This window comes from Luteolibacter sp. LG18 (assembly GCF_036322585.1).
GTDB lineage: Bacteria > Verrucomicrobiota > Verrucomicrobiia > Verrucomicrobiales > Akkermansiaceae > Luteolibacter.
In genome coordinates this window covers 119080-133783 of the sequence record NZ_AP024600.1, presented here as the reverse complement: position 1 = coordinate 133783, position 14704 = coordinate 119080, and the positions used below count along the sequence as shown (strand labels likewise).

The 14704-nt window shown below is 65.2% G+C and carries 14 protein-coding genes; 5 read left to right on the top strand and 9 right to left on the bottom strand.

Going from position 1 to position 14704, the window contains the following annotated elements; translation table 11 throughout:
* Positions 1 to 42 precede the first annotated feature (42 nt).
* From llg_RS00530 to llg_RS00520, 3 genes are read right to left on the bottom strand one after another with little or no spacing between them, the layout of a single operon-like run.
* A complete protein-coding gene (locus llg_RS00530; protein WP_338287543.1) occupies positions 43 to 942 on the bottom strand; it encodes a helix-turn-helix domain-containing protein in 900 nt (299 codons plus the stop codon).
* Positions 943 to 948: 6 nt separating this feature from the next.
* The gene (locus tag llg_RS00525; protein ID WP_338287542.1) at positions 949 to 1854 is read right to left on the bottom strand and encodes a M56 family metallopeptidase; all 906 of its coding nucleotides are present in this window, start codon (positions 1852 to 1854) and stop codon (positions 949 to 951) included.
* Positions 1855 to 1863: 9 nt separating this feature from the next.
* Positions 1864 to 2241, bottom strand: a complete 378-nt coding sequence (locus llg_RS00520; RefSeq protein ID WP_338287541.1) for a BlaI/MecI/CopY family transcriptional regulator — start codon at positions 2239 to 2241, stop codon at positions 1864 to 1866.
* 99 nt (positions 2242 to 2340) lie between these two features.
* Between llg_RS00520 and llg_RS00515 the strand changes: the two genes are divergently transcribed.
* Both llg_RS00515 and llg_RS00510 read left to right on the top strand, forming a co-directional pair.
* Positions 2341 to 3120, top strand: a complete 780-nt coding sequence (locus llg_RS00515; RefSeq protein ID WP_338287540.1) for a hypothetical protein — start codon at positions 2341 to 2343, stop codon at positions 3118 to 3120.
* 80 nt (positions 3121 to 3200) lie between these two features.
* Entirely contained in the window at positions 3201 to 4064 is an 864-nt protein-coding gene (locus llg_RS00510) for a hypothetical protein (protein ID WP_338287539.1), read from the top strand.
* A gap of 91 nt (positions 4065 to 4155) precedes the next feature.
* On the opposite strand, the gene llg_RS00505 is transcribed toward llg_RS00510, so the two are convergent.
* Complete coding sequence (locus llg_RS00505) at positions 4156 to 6159, bottom strand: c-type cytochrome (protein WP_338287537.1); 2004 nt, start codon at positions 6157 to 6159, stop codon at positions 4156 to 4158.
* Positions 6160 to 6316: 157 nt separating this feature from the next.
* On the bottom strand, positions 6317 to 8581 hold the full coding sequence (locus llg_RS00500) for a DUF6797 domain-containing protein (RefSeq protein ID WP_338287536.1): 2265 nt from the start codon (positions 8579 to 8581) through the stop codon (positions 6317 to 6319).
* Positions 8582 to 8727: 146 nt separating this feature from the next.
* Between llg_RS00500 and llg_RS00495 the strand changes: the two genes are divergently transcribed.
* The gene (locus tag llg_RS00495; RefSeq protein WP_338287535.1) at positions 8728 to 9267 is read left to right on the top strand and encodes a DUF456 domain-containing protein; all 540 of its coding nucleotides are present in this window, start codon (positions 8728 to 8730) and stop codon (positions 9265 to 9267) included.
* Positions 9268 to 9280: 13 nt separating this feature from the next.
* Here llg_RS00495 and llg_RS00490 read toward each other — a convergent pair whose 3' ends face one another.
* Both llg_RS00490 and llg_RS00485 read right to left on the bottom strand, forming a co-directional pair.
* A complete protein-coding gene (locus llg_RS00490; RefSeq protein WP_338287534.1) occupies positions 9281 to 9580 on the bottom strand; it encodes a hypothetical protein in 300 nt (99 codons plus the stop codon).
* A 32-nt stretch (positions 9581 to 9612) separates the two neighbouring features.
* Positions 9613 to 11337 carry an ABC transporter ATP-binding protein gene (locus tag llg_RS00485; protein WP_338287533.1) on the bottom strand — a complete coding sequence of 575 codons (1725 nt, stop codon included), beginning with the start codon at positions 11335 to 11337 and terminating at the stop codon, positions 9613 to 9615.
* Between the two features lie 112 nt (positions 11338 to 11449).
* Here llg_RS00485 and llg_RS00480 point away from each other — a divergent pair, with 112 nt between their 5' ends.
* A complete protein-coding gene (locus llg_RS00480) occupies positions 11450 to 12043 on the top strand; it encodes a trimeric intracellular cation channel family protein (RefSeq protein WP_338287532.1) in 594 nt (197 codons plus the stop codon).
* A 3-nt stretch (positions 12044 to 12046) separates the two neighbouring features.
* On the opposite strand, the gene llg_RS00475 is transcribed toward llg_RS00480, so the two are convergent.
* Positions 12047 to 12550, bottom strand: coding sequence for a hypothetical protein (locus llg_RS00475; protein WP_338287530.1), 504 nt, complete (start codon positions 12548 to 12550; stop codon positions 12047 to 12049).
* 275 nt (positions 12551 to 12825) lie between these two features.
* Positions 12826 to 13353: a hypothetical protein gene (locus llg_RS00470; protein ID WP_338287529.1), complete on the bottom strand. Its 528-nt coding sequence runs from the start codon at positions 13351 to 13353 to the stop codon at positions 12826 to 12828.
* A gap of 139 nt (positions 13354 to 13492) precedes the next feature.
* Here llg_RS00470 and llg_RS00465 point away from each other — a divergent pair, with 139 nt between their 5' ends.
* Complete coding sequence (locus llg_RS00465) at positions 13493 to 14674, top strand: NAD(P)/FAD-dependent oxidoreductase (RefSeq protein WP_338287528.1); 1182 nt, start codon at positions 13493 to 13495, stop codon at positions 14672 to 14674.
* Positions 14675 to 14704 lie beyond the last annotated feature (30 nt).

The following is a 14704-nucleotide window of genomic DNA, read 5'->3' as shown; positions in this document are numbered from 1 at the left end:
GGTGCGCCCGCGGCGGTGGCGGGACAACGCGGGCGACCGGTATCAATCCCCCGAAGACTGGTATTTTTCTCGGATTTCGTTCCGGAAGTCGGCCGGGGTGGTTTCCGCGTAGCGGCGGAAGAAGCGGCTGAAATAGGAGGGATCGTTGAAGCCGAGGCGGTAGCCGATTTCGGACACGCTGAGGTCGGAGTGGAGCAGCAGGCGCTTGGCATCGAGAAGGCGGCGCTGACGGATGTGCTCGCCGGCGGCGCGCCCGGTTTCCTCGCGGACCACGTCATTGAGGTGGTTGGTGGTCACGCCGAGCTGGTGGGCGTAGGGTTCCAGCGTCTGCCAGTCGTGGAAGTGGTGCTCGACGAGCAGGTGGAAATCGCGGACGAGGCGGGAGGCGCGGGTGGCCCGTCCCACCGGGTGGGCACGGCGATACCAGCGCCCGGCGCGGATGAAGAGGATGCGCAGCAGGGCTTGGAGGATCTCCGCGGCACCGGGCTCAGCGGCGTCGAATTCCTGCTGGATCTCCCGGAAGAGATCGCGGGCGATGGTGGTTTCCTCGGCCTCCAGCGGCAGCCACGGCGGGGTGGATGAGGTGTAGTAGAAGGGCAGCTCGGCCAGCAGCCCGGCGTCGCCGGTGTGGGCGTTGAAGAACTCGCGGGTGAAGGAGACCACCGTGGCCTCCGCTCCCGGATCGGGATAGGCGGTGTGGACTTGGCCGGGGCTGACGAAGAACAGGATCGGCCCGGAGAAGGTGGCTTCCCGGAAGTCATGCATCAACCGGCCGTGGCCGCCGAGCAGGGTGACCTGGTAGAAATCGTGGAGGTGCGGGGCACTGCGCTGCGGGTCCTTCTGCATGGACGCCATCAGCGGCATGGCCACGAAGCCCTGGCGGCGCAGGTGCTCCTGCCCGTAATCGATCATTTTGATCTCCGGGACCGTGCGGCGTTTCATGCCGGATCAGGGAGTGTCCGCCGGGAAGGGATTCGCGCTGAGGCGGAGCTCGACCTCGGTGCGGTCGGGGGCGTTCGCGGGGGCTGGCTTGCGGCCCAGCAGCGGCAGCAGGAAACCGCCCCAGATGACGAGGCTCGCGAGCGCGGCGAGGGTGAAGAAGCCGCGCGACGAACGCGGGGCCATGAGGTGGCGGACGCGGGCCTCCAGCGAGGACATCTCCGCCATGGCGAGCCCGGTGGCGGGTGTGCGCCCACGCGAGGCGAAGCGGCAGAGCATTTCCGCGTAGCGGTCGGCGCGGATGCCGGTGGCGAGCACGCGGCGGTCGCAGGCGTGTTCGCACTGGAGGGCGAGGCGGCGGTTCATCCAGTGGACGAGCGGATTGAACCAATGCACGGCTACGGCGAGGGCGGCGATCCAGCGGACGAGGGGATCGTGGCGGCGGTGGTGGGCGAGCTCGTGGAGGAGCACGGTGTCGCGGGTGGCGTCATCCCATCCGGCCCAACCGGCGGGCACGAAGACGGTTTTCCGCAGGATGCCCGCGGCGACGGGGCCGGAAAGGCCGGGCAGCTCGCGGATCTCCACGCCATCGGCGGTCGTTTCGAGAAGATGGGAGCGTTTCCGCCAGCGCGAGAGGCCGAGCGCGGAGAGCGCGAGCCGGGAGAGGCTCACGATGAAACCGACGAGCCAAAGCGAGGGGATCAGCCACCCGGGGATGGTGAGGGCCGGAGCGGTGGACTCGGCCAGCACCGGGGCGGGAAGCAGCGGGATTTTCGGCAGGAAGAGAAACAGCGGCGCGAGCGCGAGCAGGGCCAGCGCCAAGGTGGTGAGGCGCGGATCGCGCGAGGCATCGCGGCGTCCGGCGAACCACACGGCGATGGCGGCAAGCAGGGGGAAAACGATCAGCGCGTTCATGGCGGCGGGCTATTTCTCCTTTGGGTCGATCAGGCTGCGGATGCGTTCGATCTCCTCGCCGCTGAGCTGCTGGTCGTCCGGATCCAGCAAGGATGCCACGAGATTCTCCGGACGTCCCTCGAAAAAGGTCGCCAGGAGCTGCTTCAGGGCGGAGCGCTTGGCTTTCCTCTCCGGGACGGCGGGCGAGTAGACGTAACGGCGGGATTCCTTGCCGTGTTTCACGTGTCCCTTCGTCTCCAGCGTCACCATCAGGGCGCGCACGGCGGAGTAGCTGGGCGGGTCGCTCATCTCGTCCATCACCTCCTGGGCGGTGGCCTTGCCGAGGCGGAAGAGGATGTCCATGACCTGCCGCTCGCGGCGCGAGAGCTGGTTTTCCAGAGGCTTCATGCGTGGAGTGTGGCACGTGCTGGAATTTCTGCAATTAAAATGCTGGAAAGATAGCATTGGTGTTGACGCGGCGGGGAAAGACGGCTTGCGATGGGACCGATGAAAACGCGATGGAAATGGCTGGGGGCGGGGCTGATGGCGTGGGTGTTGAGCTCGTGCGGTGCTCCGGATTACGAGGGACCTGCCAACACCGCGCCCAATGTGGTCGCTGCCCGCCGTACGGCGGCCGCGGCATCCAGCCAGGGGCTGGAGCGCCAGGGGCTGGCCACCACGGCGGGCTCGATTGTCACCGACGTTCCGGAAAGAGGGGGGATGTCGGGCCATGGCGGGCCGTATGGGGTGGATTCGATCTACTACAACGACCGGGCGGGATTGACCGCCATGGGCGTGCAGGAAACGCCGATCAACGGGTTTTTCCCGGTGGCGGGCGGCGTGTTGGAATGGGGGCTCAAGGACAATGCCTCGAACTTTCTGACCGCCTACTACAGACCTGGTAGCAATGGCGGCAAGGGCCGGCACTTCGTCGAGGGAAAGGCTGGCGAAGAGTATTCGGTGGTTCTCTACAACCGCTGCAATTGCAGGCTGCTGGTGGTGCTGAGCATCGATGGCGTGAACGTGAAGGACGGGAGGATGGCGAGTGCCAACCAGGATGGGTTCGTCGTCGAGGCTGGCTCTTACCGGGAGGTGAAGGGCTACCACGTGATGGATTACTATTCGAAGGCGTTCCAGTTCACCTCCGTGGCGAACTCGAAGGCCCGCTATACCACCGGTGACACGCGGAATGTCGGGGTGATCGGGATCGCGGTGTTCAAGCCGCAGGGCGTGGATCCGTGGAAGTGGGTGAAGGACGAAGGGCCGCAGAACACGACGGTGTTTTGAAAGCCCCTGGAAATTTAATGCTGGAAATACAGCATTAAAAGATTGACGTCCGGGTGATTAAATGCTGTTTTTGCAGCATCATGAAAACGCGATGGCTGATTGCAGTGACGGGCATGTTGGTGTGGATGCTGAATTCGTGCTCGGGGCCGAGTGGTGCGGCTTCCGGCGGCGCGTTCCATTCGCCCTATGGGTCGAACTCGCGGGCGGAGAGTTCGGGAGGCATGCAGGGCTACGTGCCTTCTCCTTCCGGCGGAGGTGGGACGAGCGCGGCCGACGCGTTCGCCGCGCCGAAGAAGGAGCGCCCCGGGTTGGCGACAACCTTCGGCCGCAGCATCAAGTCGCCGATGCCGCCGACAGGGTTCGATCGCGCGAGTTCACGGCCCGCGGGGATCGACGCGATCTTCTACAACGACAAGGAGGGCTTGAGGGCGATGGGGGTGGGCAACTATGAGAAGACCGAGGGCTTCCAGACGGTCGCGGGCGACATGTTGGAGTGGGGGATCAAGGGGAACTTCGGGTTCTTGACCAGCTATCGTTCCTACACCTCCGGTTCCGGCTACCGCCGCTTCGTGGAAGGCTCCCACGGTGGCACCTATTCGATCGTGCTGAAGAACCGCTGCAAGTGCGACCTGCAGGTGGTGCTCAGCGTCGATGGTCTGGACGTGATCGACGGTAAGCCGGCGAGCGTGACGAAGCGCGGCTACGTGGTGCCCGCGGGCGAGACGCTGGAGGTGGAGGGCTACCGCACCGGGTACTCCTCGGTGGCTGCCTTCCAGTTTTCCACGGTGAACAACTCGTATGCGAACCTGTCGCGCGGCGATACCCGCAACGTCGGCGTGATCGGCCTGGCGGTTTACACACCCAAGGGCCAGGACCCTTGGACGTGGATGCCGAAGGAGATCGACAAGCGCGGGAAGGCGAATCCGTTCGCGGCGGCTCCGTGAAATTTTCCGGGTGACCTCAATGACGAGAAAGGCCGCGGGCATCCACCCGCGGCCTTTTTTGATGAAGAGACAGAACGGGACAGGAATGTCCCTACTCCTTGGTTTGGTGGAGGTATTCCCAGATGGCTTCGTATTGCTTGCGGGCGTCGCCTTCGAGGACGTCGGTGCGTTGCGATTGGTTGCCGTCGGCGTAGCGCGGCATCTTGGTGTTCGAGGTGACCGAAGGCGGGTTGTCCATCCAGCGGAAGAAGTACTCATCGCGCAGGCGCTCCTTCGCCAGCCGGAGGTTCACGCCCTCCACTTCGAAGGCGGCGGTGGGCTTGGCCTCGCCGATGGCATGGCAGGTGACGCAGCCGAAGCCTTCGGCGCTCGCCAGTGCCTTGCCGATTTCGGCATGGGCGGGATCCACCTTCACGTCACCCGGCTTGCCGGGTTCGATGCCGTGGAGGCGGGCGAAACCCTCGGCGAGCGACTTGGCCTTCGAGTGGAAGGCGGGCATGCGCATCAGCAGCCACGGGCGGGGGCGCGGCTCGGCGGTGCCCTGGAGCATCGACTCGGTGTAGGAGGCGTGCAGCATTTCACCGAGGAAGGTGAAGCGCGGGCGGTCCTGGGCGACGCGTTCGTCGAGGTGCTTCACGTCGGCCACCAGCGAGCGGCTCTCGTTGTGGATGTCATCGAGCAGGGCGTGCTGGTCATCGATCGCGTGGCAGGCGGTGCAGCGCTGGGCGGTGATCTCGCGTCGCACGTATTCGGCGGGCGTGTCGCGGGTCAGTGGGGTGCTGCCGGTTTTCGCGAACGCGGCGAGGGCGGCGCGCTCGTTGTCATCGAGGTTGAGCACCGGGGCCTTGCCGCGCTTGGCGGCGGGGGCGACGCAACCGGCGGCGGACCAATCCTTGGCAAAGATCGCGTCCATTGCGGGAGCGACGGTCTTCTCCGCCATCGGCAGGCCGGGATGGCAGGAACCGCAGTTCAGCGATTTCACCAAGGCCTCGCCGCGGGCGAGATCGCCCTTCGGCGCGGCTGCTGCCAGCTTGGTTTCCTTGCCGGTGGAGGCGGTGGTGAGGAAGGCGGCGAGCGAACCGGCCTCGTCATCGCTGAGGCGGAAGTCCGGCATGCCGGTCGTGGAGTGGAACGCGTCCGGCTTCTTGAGGAAGGCGGTGAGCGCGCCGGGCTGGTACTTCGAGGCGACGTTGTTCAGCGGGATGCGCTTGTGGTCCTTGTCCGGCTCGGTCTGCGAGGGAAGCGTGTGGCAGGCCACGCAACCGAGCGTGTGGAAGGTCTCGCCGCCCTTCTGGGCAAGCGCGGCGTCCGGTGCCTTGCCGGGGGCACCGCCGAGCTTCTGGCTGGCGATGAAGGCGGCGATGTCGGCCGCCTGCTGGCGTCCGGCGTCGCTCCCGGCATCGACCAGCGCGGGCATGCGGGTGGACGGGCGGAGCTTGTGCGGATCGGCGATCCAGCGGGTGAGCCATTCCTCGGTCACGCGTTCGCCTTCGCCCGCGAGCAGCGGCGCGAACTCGCTGGTTTCCGGCATCGGATTGGCCCCGAGTCCGCTGGCGGGCACGTGGCATTTCGCGCAGTGGTTGCTGGCGAAGAGGAGGCGGCCCTGGCGCTGGAGTTCGCCGAGCTTGGCAGCGTCGCTGGCCTCGGTCTTGAAGGCGAGCGGTGGCACGGATTGCTTCGGAAACGCGCGTTCCTCCCAGAACAGTCGGAAGCGGCCGGAGCCATCGGGCTGGCTCTTGAAGGTGATGGCAATGTCGTGCTCGCCGGGATTGAGGCGGGTGCTGTCCGACGCCTTCGCGCCGAGCGTGCCGGATTCCTCCAGCAGCGGCTTGCCATCGACAGTGAGGGTGGCGGAGCCGGTGCCTTCGAAGGAGAAGGCGAGGCGCTGGCGCTCGGCGAGGACCAGCTTGCCGGTCCAGGTGACCTCGAAGGGGCCGGGAGCGAGGAAGGGGGTGGCGGGTTCTCCGGCTTTCACGAGGAGGGCCGGGAGGCGGTCGAGACGGGAATCGGTGGCTTCACCCGCCTTGAAGGTGGCGGAGAGCTCGGCATTCGCCGTGGCGAGCGCGAGGGCGGAGATGATCGCGGGGCGGATCATGGGAACATGAAGTGGGGATTTCCTCCCGGAGGACGATCCGGGAGTGGCAATGAACGAACAATCTAAGGCATCCCCCGTGAAAATGGAAGATCGGGAGGACCGGAATCACTGGATTCCGCTCCTCCCGTCGACTGTTTCCCTGGGGATGCCGCGGCGATCAGGGCACTTGGTAGACCGTGCTGGTCACGTTGCTCTTGATCGGGTTGCCGTCCTTGTCCTCGAGGTCGTAGGTGACCTTGAGCTGCATGGAGGGCTTCATGCCTTCGAGTTCGAGCTCCACCGTCTTGTTGTCGGAGAGCAGCTTCGCGGCGGTCACCTTCACGGTGTCACGCTGCTTCACGTTCTTGGACTCCTTGTTGACGGCGGCTTCCTCGGCGGCCTTGTCCGGGCGGTCCACGGAGAACTCACCGGAGCCATACTGGCTGGAGCGCACGTAGTTCCAACGCTGGGCCGAGTAGCTGGCGACATCCTTGGCCAGTTCCGGATCGATCTCCTGGGCGAAATGCAGCTTCACGCCGGTCTTGGTGACCTCATACTTGTCCGGAGCGGGGACGGGCTTGCCGGTGTAGCGCACGCGCTGGAAGCCGCTTTCGTTGGCGGCATTCGTCTGCCAGCCGCGGAAGCCGAGCACGTAGAGCGAGCCATCGGTGGCGAAGCGGGCCCGCATCGCGGACGACTGGAGCTTGATCGGCAGCTTCGAAACGCCGGCTTGGAGGCGGCTGCCGACCTGCTGTGGCAGCACGCGGTAGATCGACGACTGGCCGTAGGAAAGGTGGAGCATTTCGCCCGGGTTCACGCCGAACTTCGCGCCCTGCGGCACCCACACCTGGGAGGCACCGGAGTTGTCGGTGTCCATCGGCAGGAAGCAGAGCGGCTCGGTGTAGGGCTTGCCCTTGCCGAGCTCCTGGCGGGTCGGCTCGCAGCCGAAGAACACCGGGAGATCGGAGGCCTTGGCGAAGCTGATCTTGCAGGCCGGTTCCCACGACCCCTCGTTCTCTCCCGCGCTGATCTCGCCGTTCGGGCCCACGCCCACACCGCCGGGGGCGCGCAGGCCGGTGGCGATCACTTCGAGCTTCTTGCCGTCCGGGCTGACCTTCATGATCGTGCCGTTGTTCGGCAGGGTCTTGTCGAAGCCACGGCCACCGCTCTTCACCGGGCCGGCCTTGGAGAAGTAGAAGTTGCCCTGCTTGTCGGTCTGGAGGTCGAAGGCGAACTCGTGGAAGTTCTCCGTGACGTAGACATCGCGGTTGAAGGTCTTGAACTGATCGATCTCGCCGTCGCCGTTGAGGTCGATGAGCTGGGTGATCTGGTCGCGGCCGTTCACGTGGATGACGCCGTTGACGATCTTCACGCCGAGCGGTTCGAAGAGGCCGGAGGCGATGCGCTGCCAGGTGAGCTTCTTCCAATCGCCCTTCAGGCCCTTCACGGTCCACACGTCACCGTTCCAAGCGGAGAGGACGGCGGTGTCGTCATCGAGGAAATCGAAGCCGCCGAAGCGCAGGTTCGCCTTCCACGGATTGTCGAGCGGGAGGGTGACCACGTCGGTGGCGTAGGGCTCCTTGGTGTCGGTGGAGACGGTGCCGACGGTTTCGATCTTCTCCTTCCAGAGCGGCGCGCCACCTTTGATCAGCGCGGCGAAATCGGGGGCGGCGGCGGGTTTCGGGTCGCTGCCACGGGCGTAGGCGACCTGGGCGGCGAGCTTGTCGCCCTTGGCGAGACGGAGCAGCAGGCGGCCCGGATTCTTGGCATCGGCGGCGAGCTTGCCGCCTTTCACCGCCACGGTGAGACCGTCTCCGGACTTCGCGGACAGGCCATCCGCGGCCACGGTGAAGGGCTTGGCCTCATCGGAGATGATGGTGGTGAGATCGTTTTTGCGGGCGGCGACCTCGAAGGCACGGGTGACGGTGCCGTCCTTGGCGGAAACGGTTTCCAGCACCCGGCTGCCGAGCACGGTGTAATCGAGGACGATCGTGCTGCCGGAGCGGAAGTAGCCGTTGAAGCGGGCGTGCTCGAAATTGCCGTAGCCCGGGATCGGACGCTTGTCGTCGAAGGAACCGGACGCGTCGGCCCACTTGGCGGTGCCTCGGGCGGTGTTGAAGACCGGGGTTTCGTCGGCGAGGGCGACGAGCTTGGCGTGGGCACCGGTCCACGGGGTGCCGCCCCAGTGGACGAATCCCTCGTAGGCGTTCACCAGACCGAGGGTTTCGGTGTCGAAGAGGGCGTGGGATTTTTCGTCTCCCAGCTCCAGCAGGATGCCCTTCACCGCGGCGAGCCGCTTCTGGCCCTGGAAGGTGTCATCGAAGGTGTTCGACCACGCCGGGCCGATCTTCATTTCCTCATACCAGTTGGATTTTTCAGGAGCCGCGTGAAGCGGGGCGAGGGTGGCCGCCACGGCGGCAATTACGTAAGCAGGCTTTTGCATTGCTAGGGTAAATACGATGAGGTCGAAGCATACGACACGGCTTGGCCTGGTCTAGCATTCGGTCAAAAAAAACCATGCAATTGGCAAATGAGTATGGGTCCGGCGTGCGAGGTTGCGCGGCGGGCCATTCGCTTCTAGTGATCGGCATGTGGGAATCAATCGTGGGCTGGGCCGGCTGGGGCACCGTGGGGACCGTCGGGGCCTGGATCGTGACCGGCTGCCTGCTGGTGGCGGGCCTGATCGGCTGTATCCTGCCGATCCTGCCCGGACACCTCATCATTCTGATCGCCGCGGTGGCCCACCGGCTGATGCTGGGGCGCGAGGGCTCCGGGCTGGACTGGTTGTCCTTCGTGGTGCTGGTGGTCCTGATGGCGGCTTCCCAAGCCTTTGAACTCTACAGCGGGGCCGCGGGCACCAAGTGGTTCGGCGGTACCAAATGGGGGGCGTGGGGCGCGTTCATTGGCAGCATCGTGGGCATGTTCTTCATGCCCTTCGGCCTGCTGCTCGGCCCATTGGTCGGGGCGCTCGCCTTTGAACTCCTCTTCGCCCGCAAGGAACTCAAGCACGCCACGGTGTCCGGCGTGGGCTCGGTGGTCGGCACGGTCACCGGCCTGGCGGTGAAACTCGTGGTGGGCCTGGCGATGCTGCTGTGGTTCTTCCTCGATGTATTCTGGATCCGGAATTGATCCGGCCCGCCGCTCAATCGAGCGGATACTCGCCATCCTCGTCCATGCCGAACCAGCCGAGCTTGCCGAAGGCCTTCAAGATCGCGCGCGAGGTTTCGGCATTGTCGTCCTCCGCGTGCTCGATGGTGGCGGAGCGGGTAAGGCCGCGCATCGACTCGATGCTGATCACGGTACGGCAGCCTTCGAGATGGATCCAGTCGCCCCAGTTCTTCGAATCGTGGCGCGGCTCCAGCTTCTGCTTCCGCAGTGCGTCGAGCACTTCGCGGATCGTGCAGGGATCTTCGGACTCGGGGAGATGAACGACGGTTTCCATGGGACGAGGAACAGGGCCGAGTATGCCTGCGATCATTCGAGAATGGAAGAGGCTTCGCACAAACGCGAATAAAGTCCGCCCTGCGCGCGCAGCACCTCGTGCGTGCCCTGTTCGACGATGCGGCCTTTTTCCAGCACGCAGATGAGATCGGCTTTCTCCACCGTGGTGAGGCGGTGCGCAATGACGAAGCAGGTGCGGTCGCTGCGTAGTCGTTCGAGTGCTTCCTGCACCAAGCGTTCGGTGCGGTTGTCGAGCGCGCTGGTCGCTTCATCGAGCAAGAGCAGCGGCGGATTCTTCAGCAACGCGCGTGCGATCGAGAGCCGTTGCTTCTCGCCACCGGAGAAACGCACGCCGCGTTCGCCCGCGACGGTGTCTAGGCCTTCCGGCAGCTTGCGGACGAAGGGGGCGGCGTTGGCGGCTTCGAGTGCTTCCCAGATTTCCTCGTCGCTGGCGTCCTGCTTCGCGAGCAACAGGTTCTCGCGGATGGAGGTGTTGAAGAGGAAGCTCTCCTGCGTGACGTAGCCGGTGTTGTCGCGCAGCCATTCCTTCGAGAGCTGCTCGACGTTGCGGCCATCGAAATAGATCGCGCCAGCCTCGGCTTCGTAGAAGCGGGTGAGCAGGTTGAGGATCGTGGACTTGCCCGCGCCGGTGGGGCCGACGAGCGCGATCGTCTGGCCCGGCTTGGCCTCGATCGTGAGGTCGCTGACCGCGGGTGTGTCGGGATCGTAGCTGAAGCCGACGTTTTCGAAACGGACGTGGCCGTTGAAGCCCGCGGGGCGATCGCCCTCACTGAGGTTCACCTCGTCCGGCATGTCGAGGATGGCGAACACACGCTTCGCGGACACCTTGCCGCGGACGAAGAGCTGGGTGAGGTTGTTGATCCGCGAGACCGGGTCGAAAAGGAAGCCCCACGAGATCAGGAAGGCCATCGGGATGCCCGCGGACATGCGGCCGTTCAGCACCGACCACGCGCCGTAAGCGATCATGACCACGATGCTGGACTCGGCGAGGAGGGAGACGGTGGGCCACACCATCGCCTGGCCCTTCATCACGCGCATGTGCTTTTCGCCGACATTGCGGCTGGCGGCGTCGAAGCGGTCGAGGGCCTCCGGTTCCACGGTGTAGGCCTTGATCTGGCGGATGCCGGCGAGGTTGTCGTGGAGCAGCGAATTGAGCGCGGAGGTGGCCTCGGAGGAATCCCGCCAGCGGGGTTCGGCTCGCTTCGAATAGACCGAGGTGATGGTGGCGATGATCGGCAGCGGGGCGAGAGTCACCAGGGTGAGTTCCCAGCTCTTCCAGAACATCCACGACAGCATCATGCCGAACTGGAGGACGGCGGGGACCGTCTGGTCGATGGCCTCCACGATCATGCGGTCCATGGTGGGCACGTCGTCCGCCACCCGTGACATGATCTCGCCGGACGAGTTCTTGTCGAACCACTTGATCGGCAGCCGCTGGAGCTTCTCGTAGAGGGTGACCCGCAGGTCGTGGGTGAGCTTTTGTTCCAGCGCGTTGTTGGAATAGGTGCGGAGCGTGAAAAGGATCTGGCGGATGGCGATGGCACCGACGCCCATGAGGGCGGTGGGGATCAGCAGGTCGCCGCGCTTGTGGCCGATCACGTCATCGATGAACACCTGCGTCACCCCAGGCAGCACCAGCACCAGCGAGGTGCACACGATCGCCATCGCCAGCGATGCGATGGCGCGCCCCGGATAGCGGGCGAGGGCGGGGCGGAAAACGCGGGTGAGGACAGCCATGGATGACCCACAATAAAATCCCGCTCCGAACCCGGGTCAAATTGTATCGGGACGGGATCTGTTGGAGGGAAGGATTGCGCGGGGGCGGCGGGCGGATTACTCCTTGGCCGGTATGTTGTACGCGCTGGATTTGATCGGAGTCTTCGTGGCCGCGGTGTCGGGAGGCCTCGCCGGCAGGCAGAAGGGCATGGATTGGTTCGGCACCTTCGTGGTGGGAGTGATCACCGGCGTGGGCGGCGGCACGCTGCGCAGCATGCTGATCGGCGATGTGCCGCCGGTGGTGCTGCGGGACCCCTCGTATTTCATCGCCGCGGGCGGGGCGACGGTGGTGGCATGGCTGGCGGGTCCGCTGTGGTGCCGGATCCGGCGGATCGTGTCGCTGGTGGACGCGGTGTCGCTCGGCGTGTTCGTCTCGATCGGCGTGCGGATCTCGCAGGAACACGGCCTGCAATGGTGGGCCTGCATCGCGCTGGGCGTGATCACCGGGACCTTCGGTGGCGTGCTGCGGGACGTGGTGCGCGCGGAGGTGCCGCTGATTTTCCGGAAGGAGATCTACGCCACCGCCGGGATCATCGGCGGGGCGGCCCTGTTGGGGTTGGATGCCTTGAAGGTGGAGCCGGACACCGGCATGTGCATCGCCACGGTGGTGGTGACCGCGATCCGGATGCTGGCGATCCGCTACTCGCTCAATCAATCGGAACTCTGACGCTCACTTCACCGCCAGTGTCTCGCGGGCTTCGACGCGCAAGACCCATGAGGCGTCCCGCTTCAGCGTGATCCGCTCGCGGTGCAGGGCCTTCGGGTATTTCACGCCGTATTCGACCTCCACATGGATCAGGCTGCCGTCGGTTTGTAGCTTCAGCACGCGGAACACCGGCTCGCGCTTGGTGCGGAAGAAGCAGTGCAGCGGCACATCCGGGTGGGAGGCATTCCACAGGTAGACGCAGGGCGGGAAATTGCTCTCGCGGCCGAGGGCGGCGAAGGTATCCCGGACGAGCTTCTGGCCGTGGCGGCGGGACAGCTTGATGGCGGCGCGGAGGTTCCGCAGGTGCTCCATCAGCGCGGCGGCGGGGTTGAGGTGGTCTTCCTCCATTTCCGCGATCAGCATGCGGGCCTGCAGCGCCATCAGGGTCTGGAGCGTCTCGCGGTCGATCGTGCCGCTTTCGAAGAGTTCGAAAAGGCGGTCCGGCGGCAATGAGGCGAGGTTTTCCATGCGGGTTTGTCCCGCCAGCATCCATCACCCGCGGGGGATTGCCAGAGGAGAATTCCCGGCCGCGACCGCCCGCGGGAAAAGAAAAAGGCCGCCGGGGTCCCTGTCCCGGCGGCCTGTAAGGTCAGCTTCTCCCACACCCATGGGAAAGCGGCTGACTTGTGCTGTTCACCCTTACTTGAGGCCTGTGCGGGAACACAGGCTTCATGGAATCAGACCGTCGTGGTCCATGGATGTTCAAAGATTCTGAAAATTTTATTTCCGGGAGGATTTGGCCGCTACTCCACTGGTGGGGAGGGGGCATTCCGGGTGGCGAGCCGTCGTCCGACCAGAAGCAAGCCGAGGTCTTGGCGGGTATAGGCCGGCAATCGTTTGGGCACGAACATGGGTTCAAAGGTGTTTCCGCAGAAATACCGGCAGCGCCATTGGGTGATCATCCCGCTGGGAGATCGGGGATCCGGTTGGAAGAGGATGGGATCGCGGTTCCGGTTTAGGCTACCGGAGATCTCTTGGAGTGTTATTTCCAACAAAACGGGTTCGAAGGTGATGCCCTTGAGTTCGAATCGGGAGCCATCGGTCGCGATCACCACGTTGGGTTCGGCAACGCCTGCAAGCTGCCGGGGAGAATCCAAGATCGGTCGATTGTCGATGACTGTAGCGCTGCCATAGAGCTTGTAGCCGTGAAGGTGGCCGAGCAGGGCGGCGGGGAGCAGGATGCAGGAGAGGGCGAAGGTGATTTTTGGATGGGTTCTGAGGGACCAACGCACGAAGTCGAGTCCGAGTGCCACAAGGATGGCCACGGTCAACAGGATGGGTATCACGCACCACACCATGGCGGCATGGTTTGATCATCCCGGTGACAAGACGAGGAAGGGGGAATGAAGATGTTGTGAAAACGTATCGGCAGGCTGGTAAGCCGCGCCATGGGGATGGACGATGGCCGCGATGCCCCAACGGAAACTCAGGATCGCGGTGGTGGGATGCGGGTCGGCGGGGCCTGCGGCGGCGGTGCTTCTGAAGCGGGCCGGGCATGAGGTGATCCTGTTCGAACGCGCGCCGGAGTGCCGGGCGGTGGGGGCGGGCTTTCTGCTGCAACCGTCCGGGATGGCGGTGCTGGAGGAGCTGGGGATTCGCGAGGCGGTATTGGAACGTGCGGGGCGGGTGGAGCGCCTGCATGTGGTGGACCGGCGGGAGAAGACCTTGCTCGACCTGCGCTACCGCGAGTTGGGCGAGGGGATGTTCGGGGCCGGGCTACACCGCCCGGTGCTGCTGCATTTCCTGCTGGAGGCGCTGCGTGAGGCCAGGGTGGAGGTTCGCTGGGGCGCGGAGGTGGCGGACATCGACCGGCACGACGAGAAATGGACGTTGAGGATGGTGGATGGCGTTCGGGAAACCGGCTTCGATCTACTCATCATCGCGGATGGCGCACGTTCGGCCTTGCGCGGGAAGCTCGGCTTGAAAGGCTCGGACTGCGGTTATCCGTGGGGCGCGCATTGGTTCATCGGCGAGAACCGCGGCAGTTTTCCGGAGCACGATCTCCATCAGATCGTGCGCGGCACGCGTAGGCTCGCGGGCTTCCTCGCCACCGGCCGGGAAATCGGCGGCACGGAACCACTGGTGAGTTTGTTCTGGAGCGTGAAGCTCGCCGAGGACGCCTCATGGCGGACGAAGCCGCTGGACGAGTGGAAGGAACACGTGCTTGCGCTTTGTCCGCGTGCCGAGACGCTGTTAGGGCAGATCACCGACTGGAGCCAGATCCTCACCGCCCGCTATGGCGACGTCCGGATGTCCCGCTGGCATGGCGAGGGCGTGATCGTGCTCGGGGATGCGGGGCACGCGATGAGTCCGCAGCTTGGCCAGGGCGTGAACCTCGCGCTCGCGGATGCTTCCTGCCTCGCCCGGTGCATGGAGCGGCTGCCGCTTGAGGAAGCGCTCGCGTGTTACACGCGGGAACGCCGCTGGACTCTGGCCTACTACCGCTTCGCCACCCGCCAGCTCACGCCGTGGTTCCAGTCCGACCACGAATGGCTCACCCCGATCCGCCACGTCTACTTCCGGACGATGCAGCACCTCCCGCCCGCGCGAAGATTCATGACGAAGACGATGGCGGGGCTGGTGGGGAGGTAGCACAAGTTTTCAACTTGTGAGCGGGAGCGG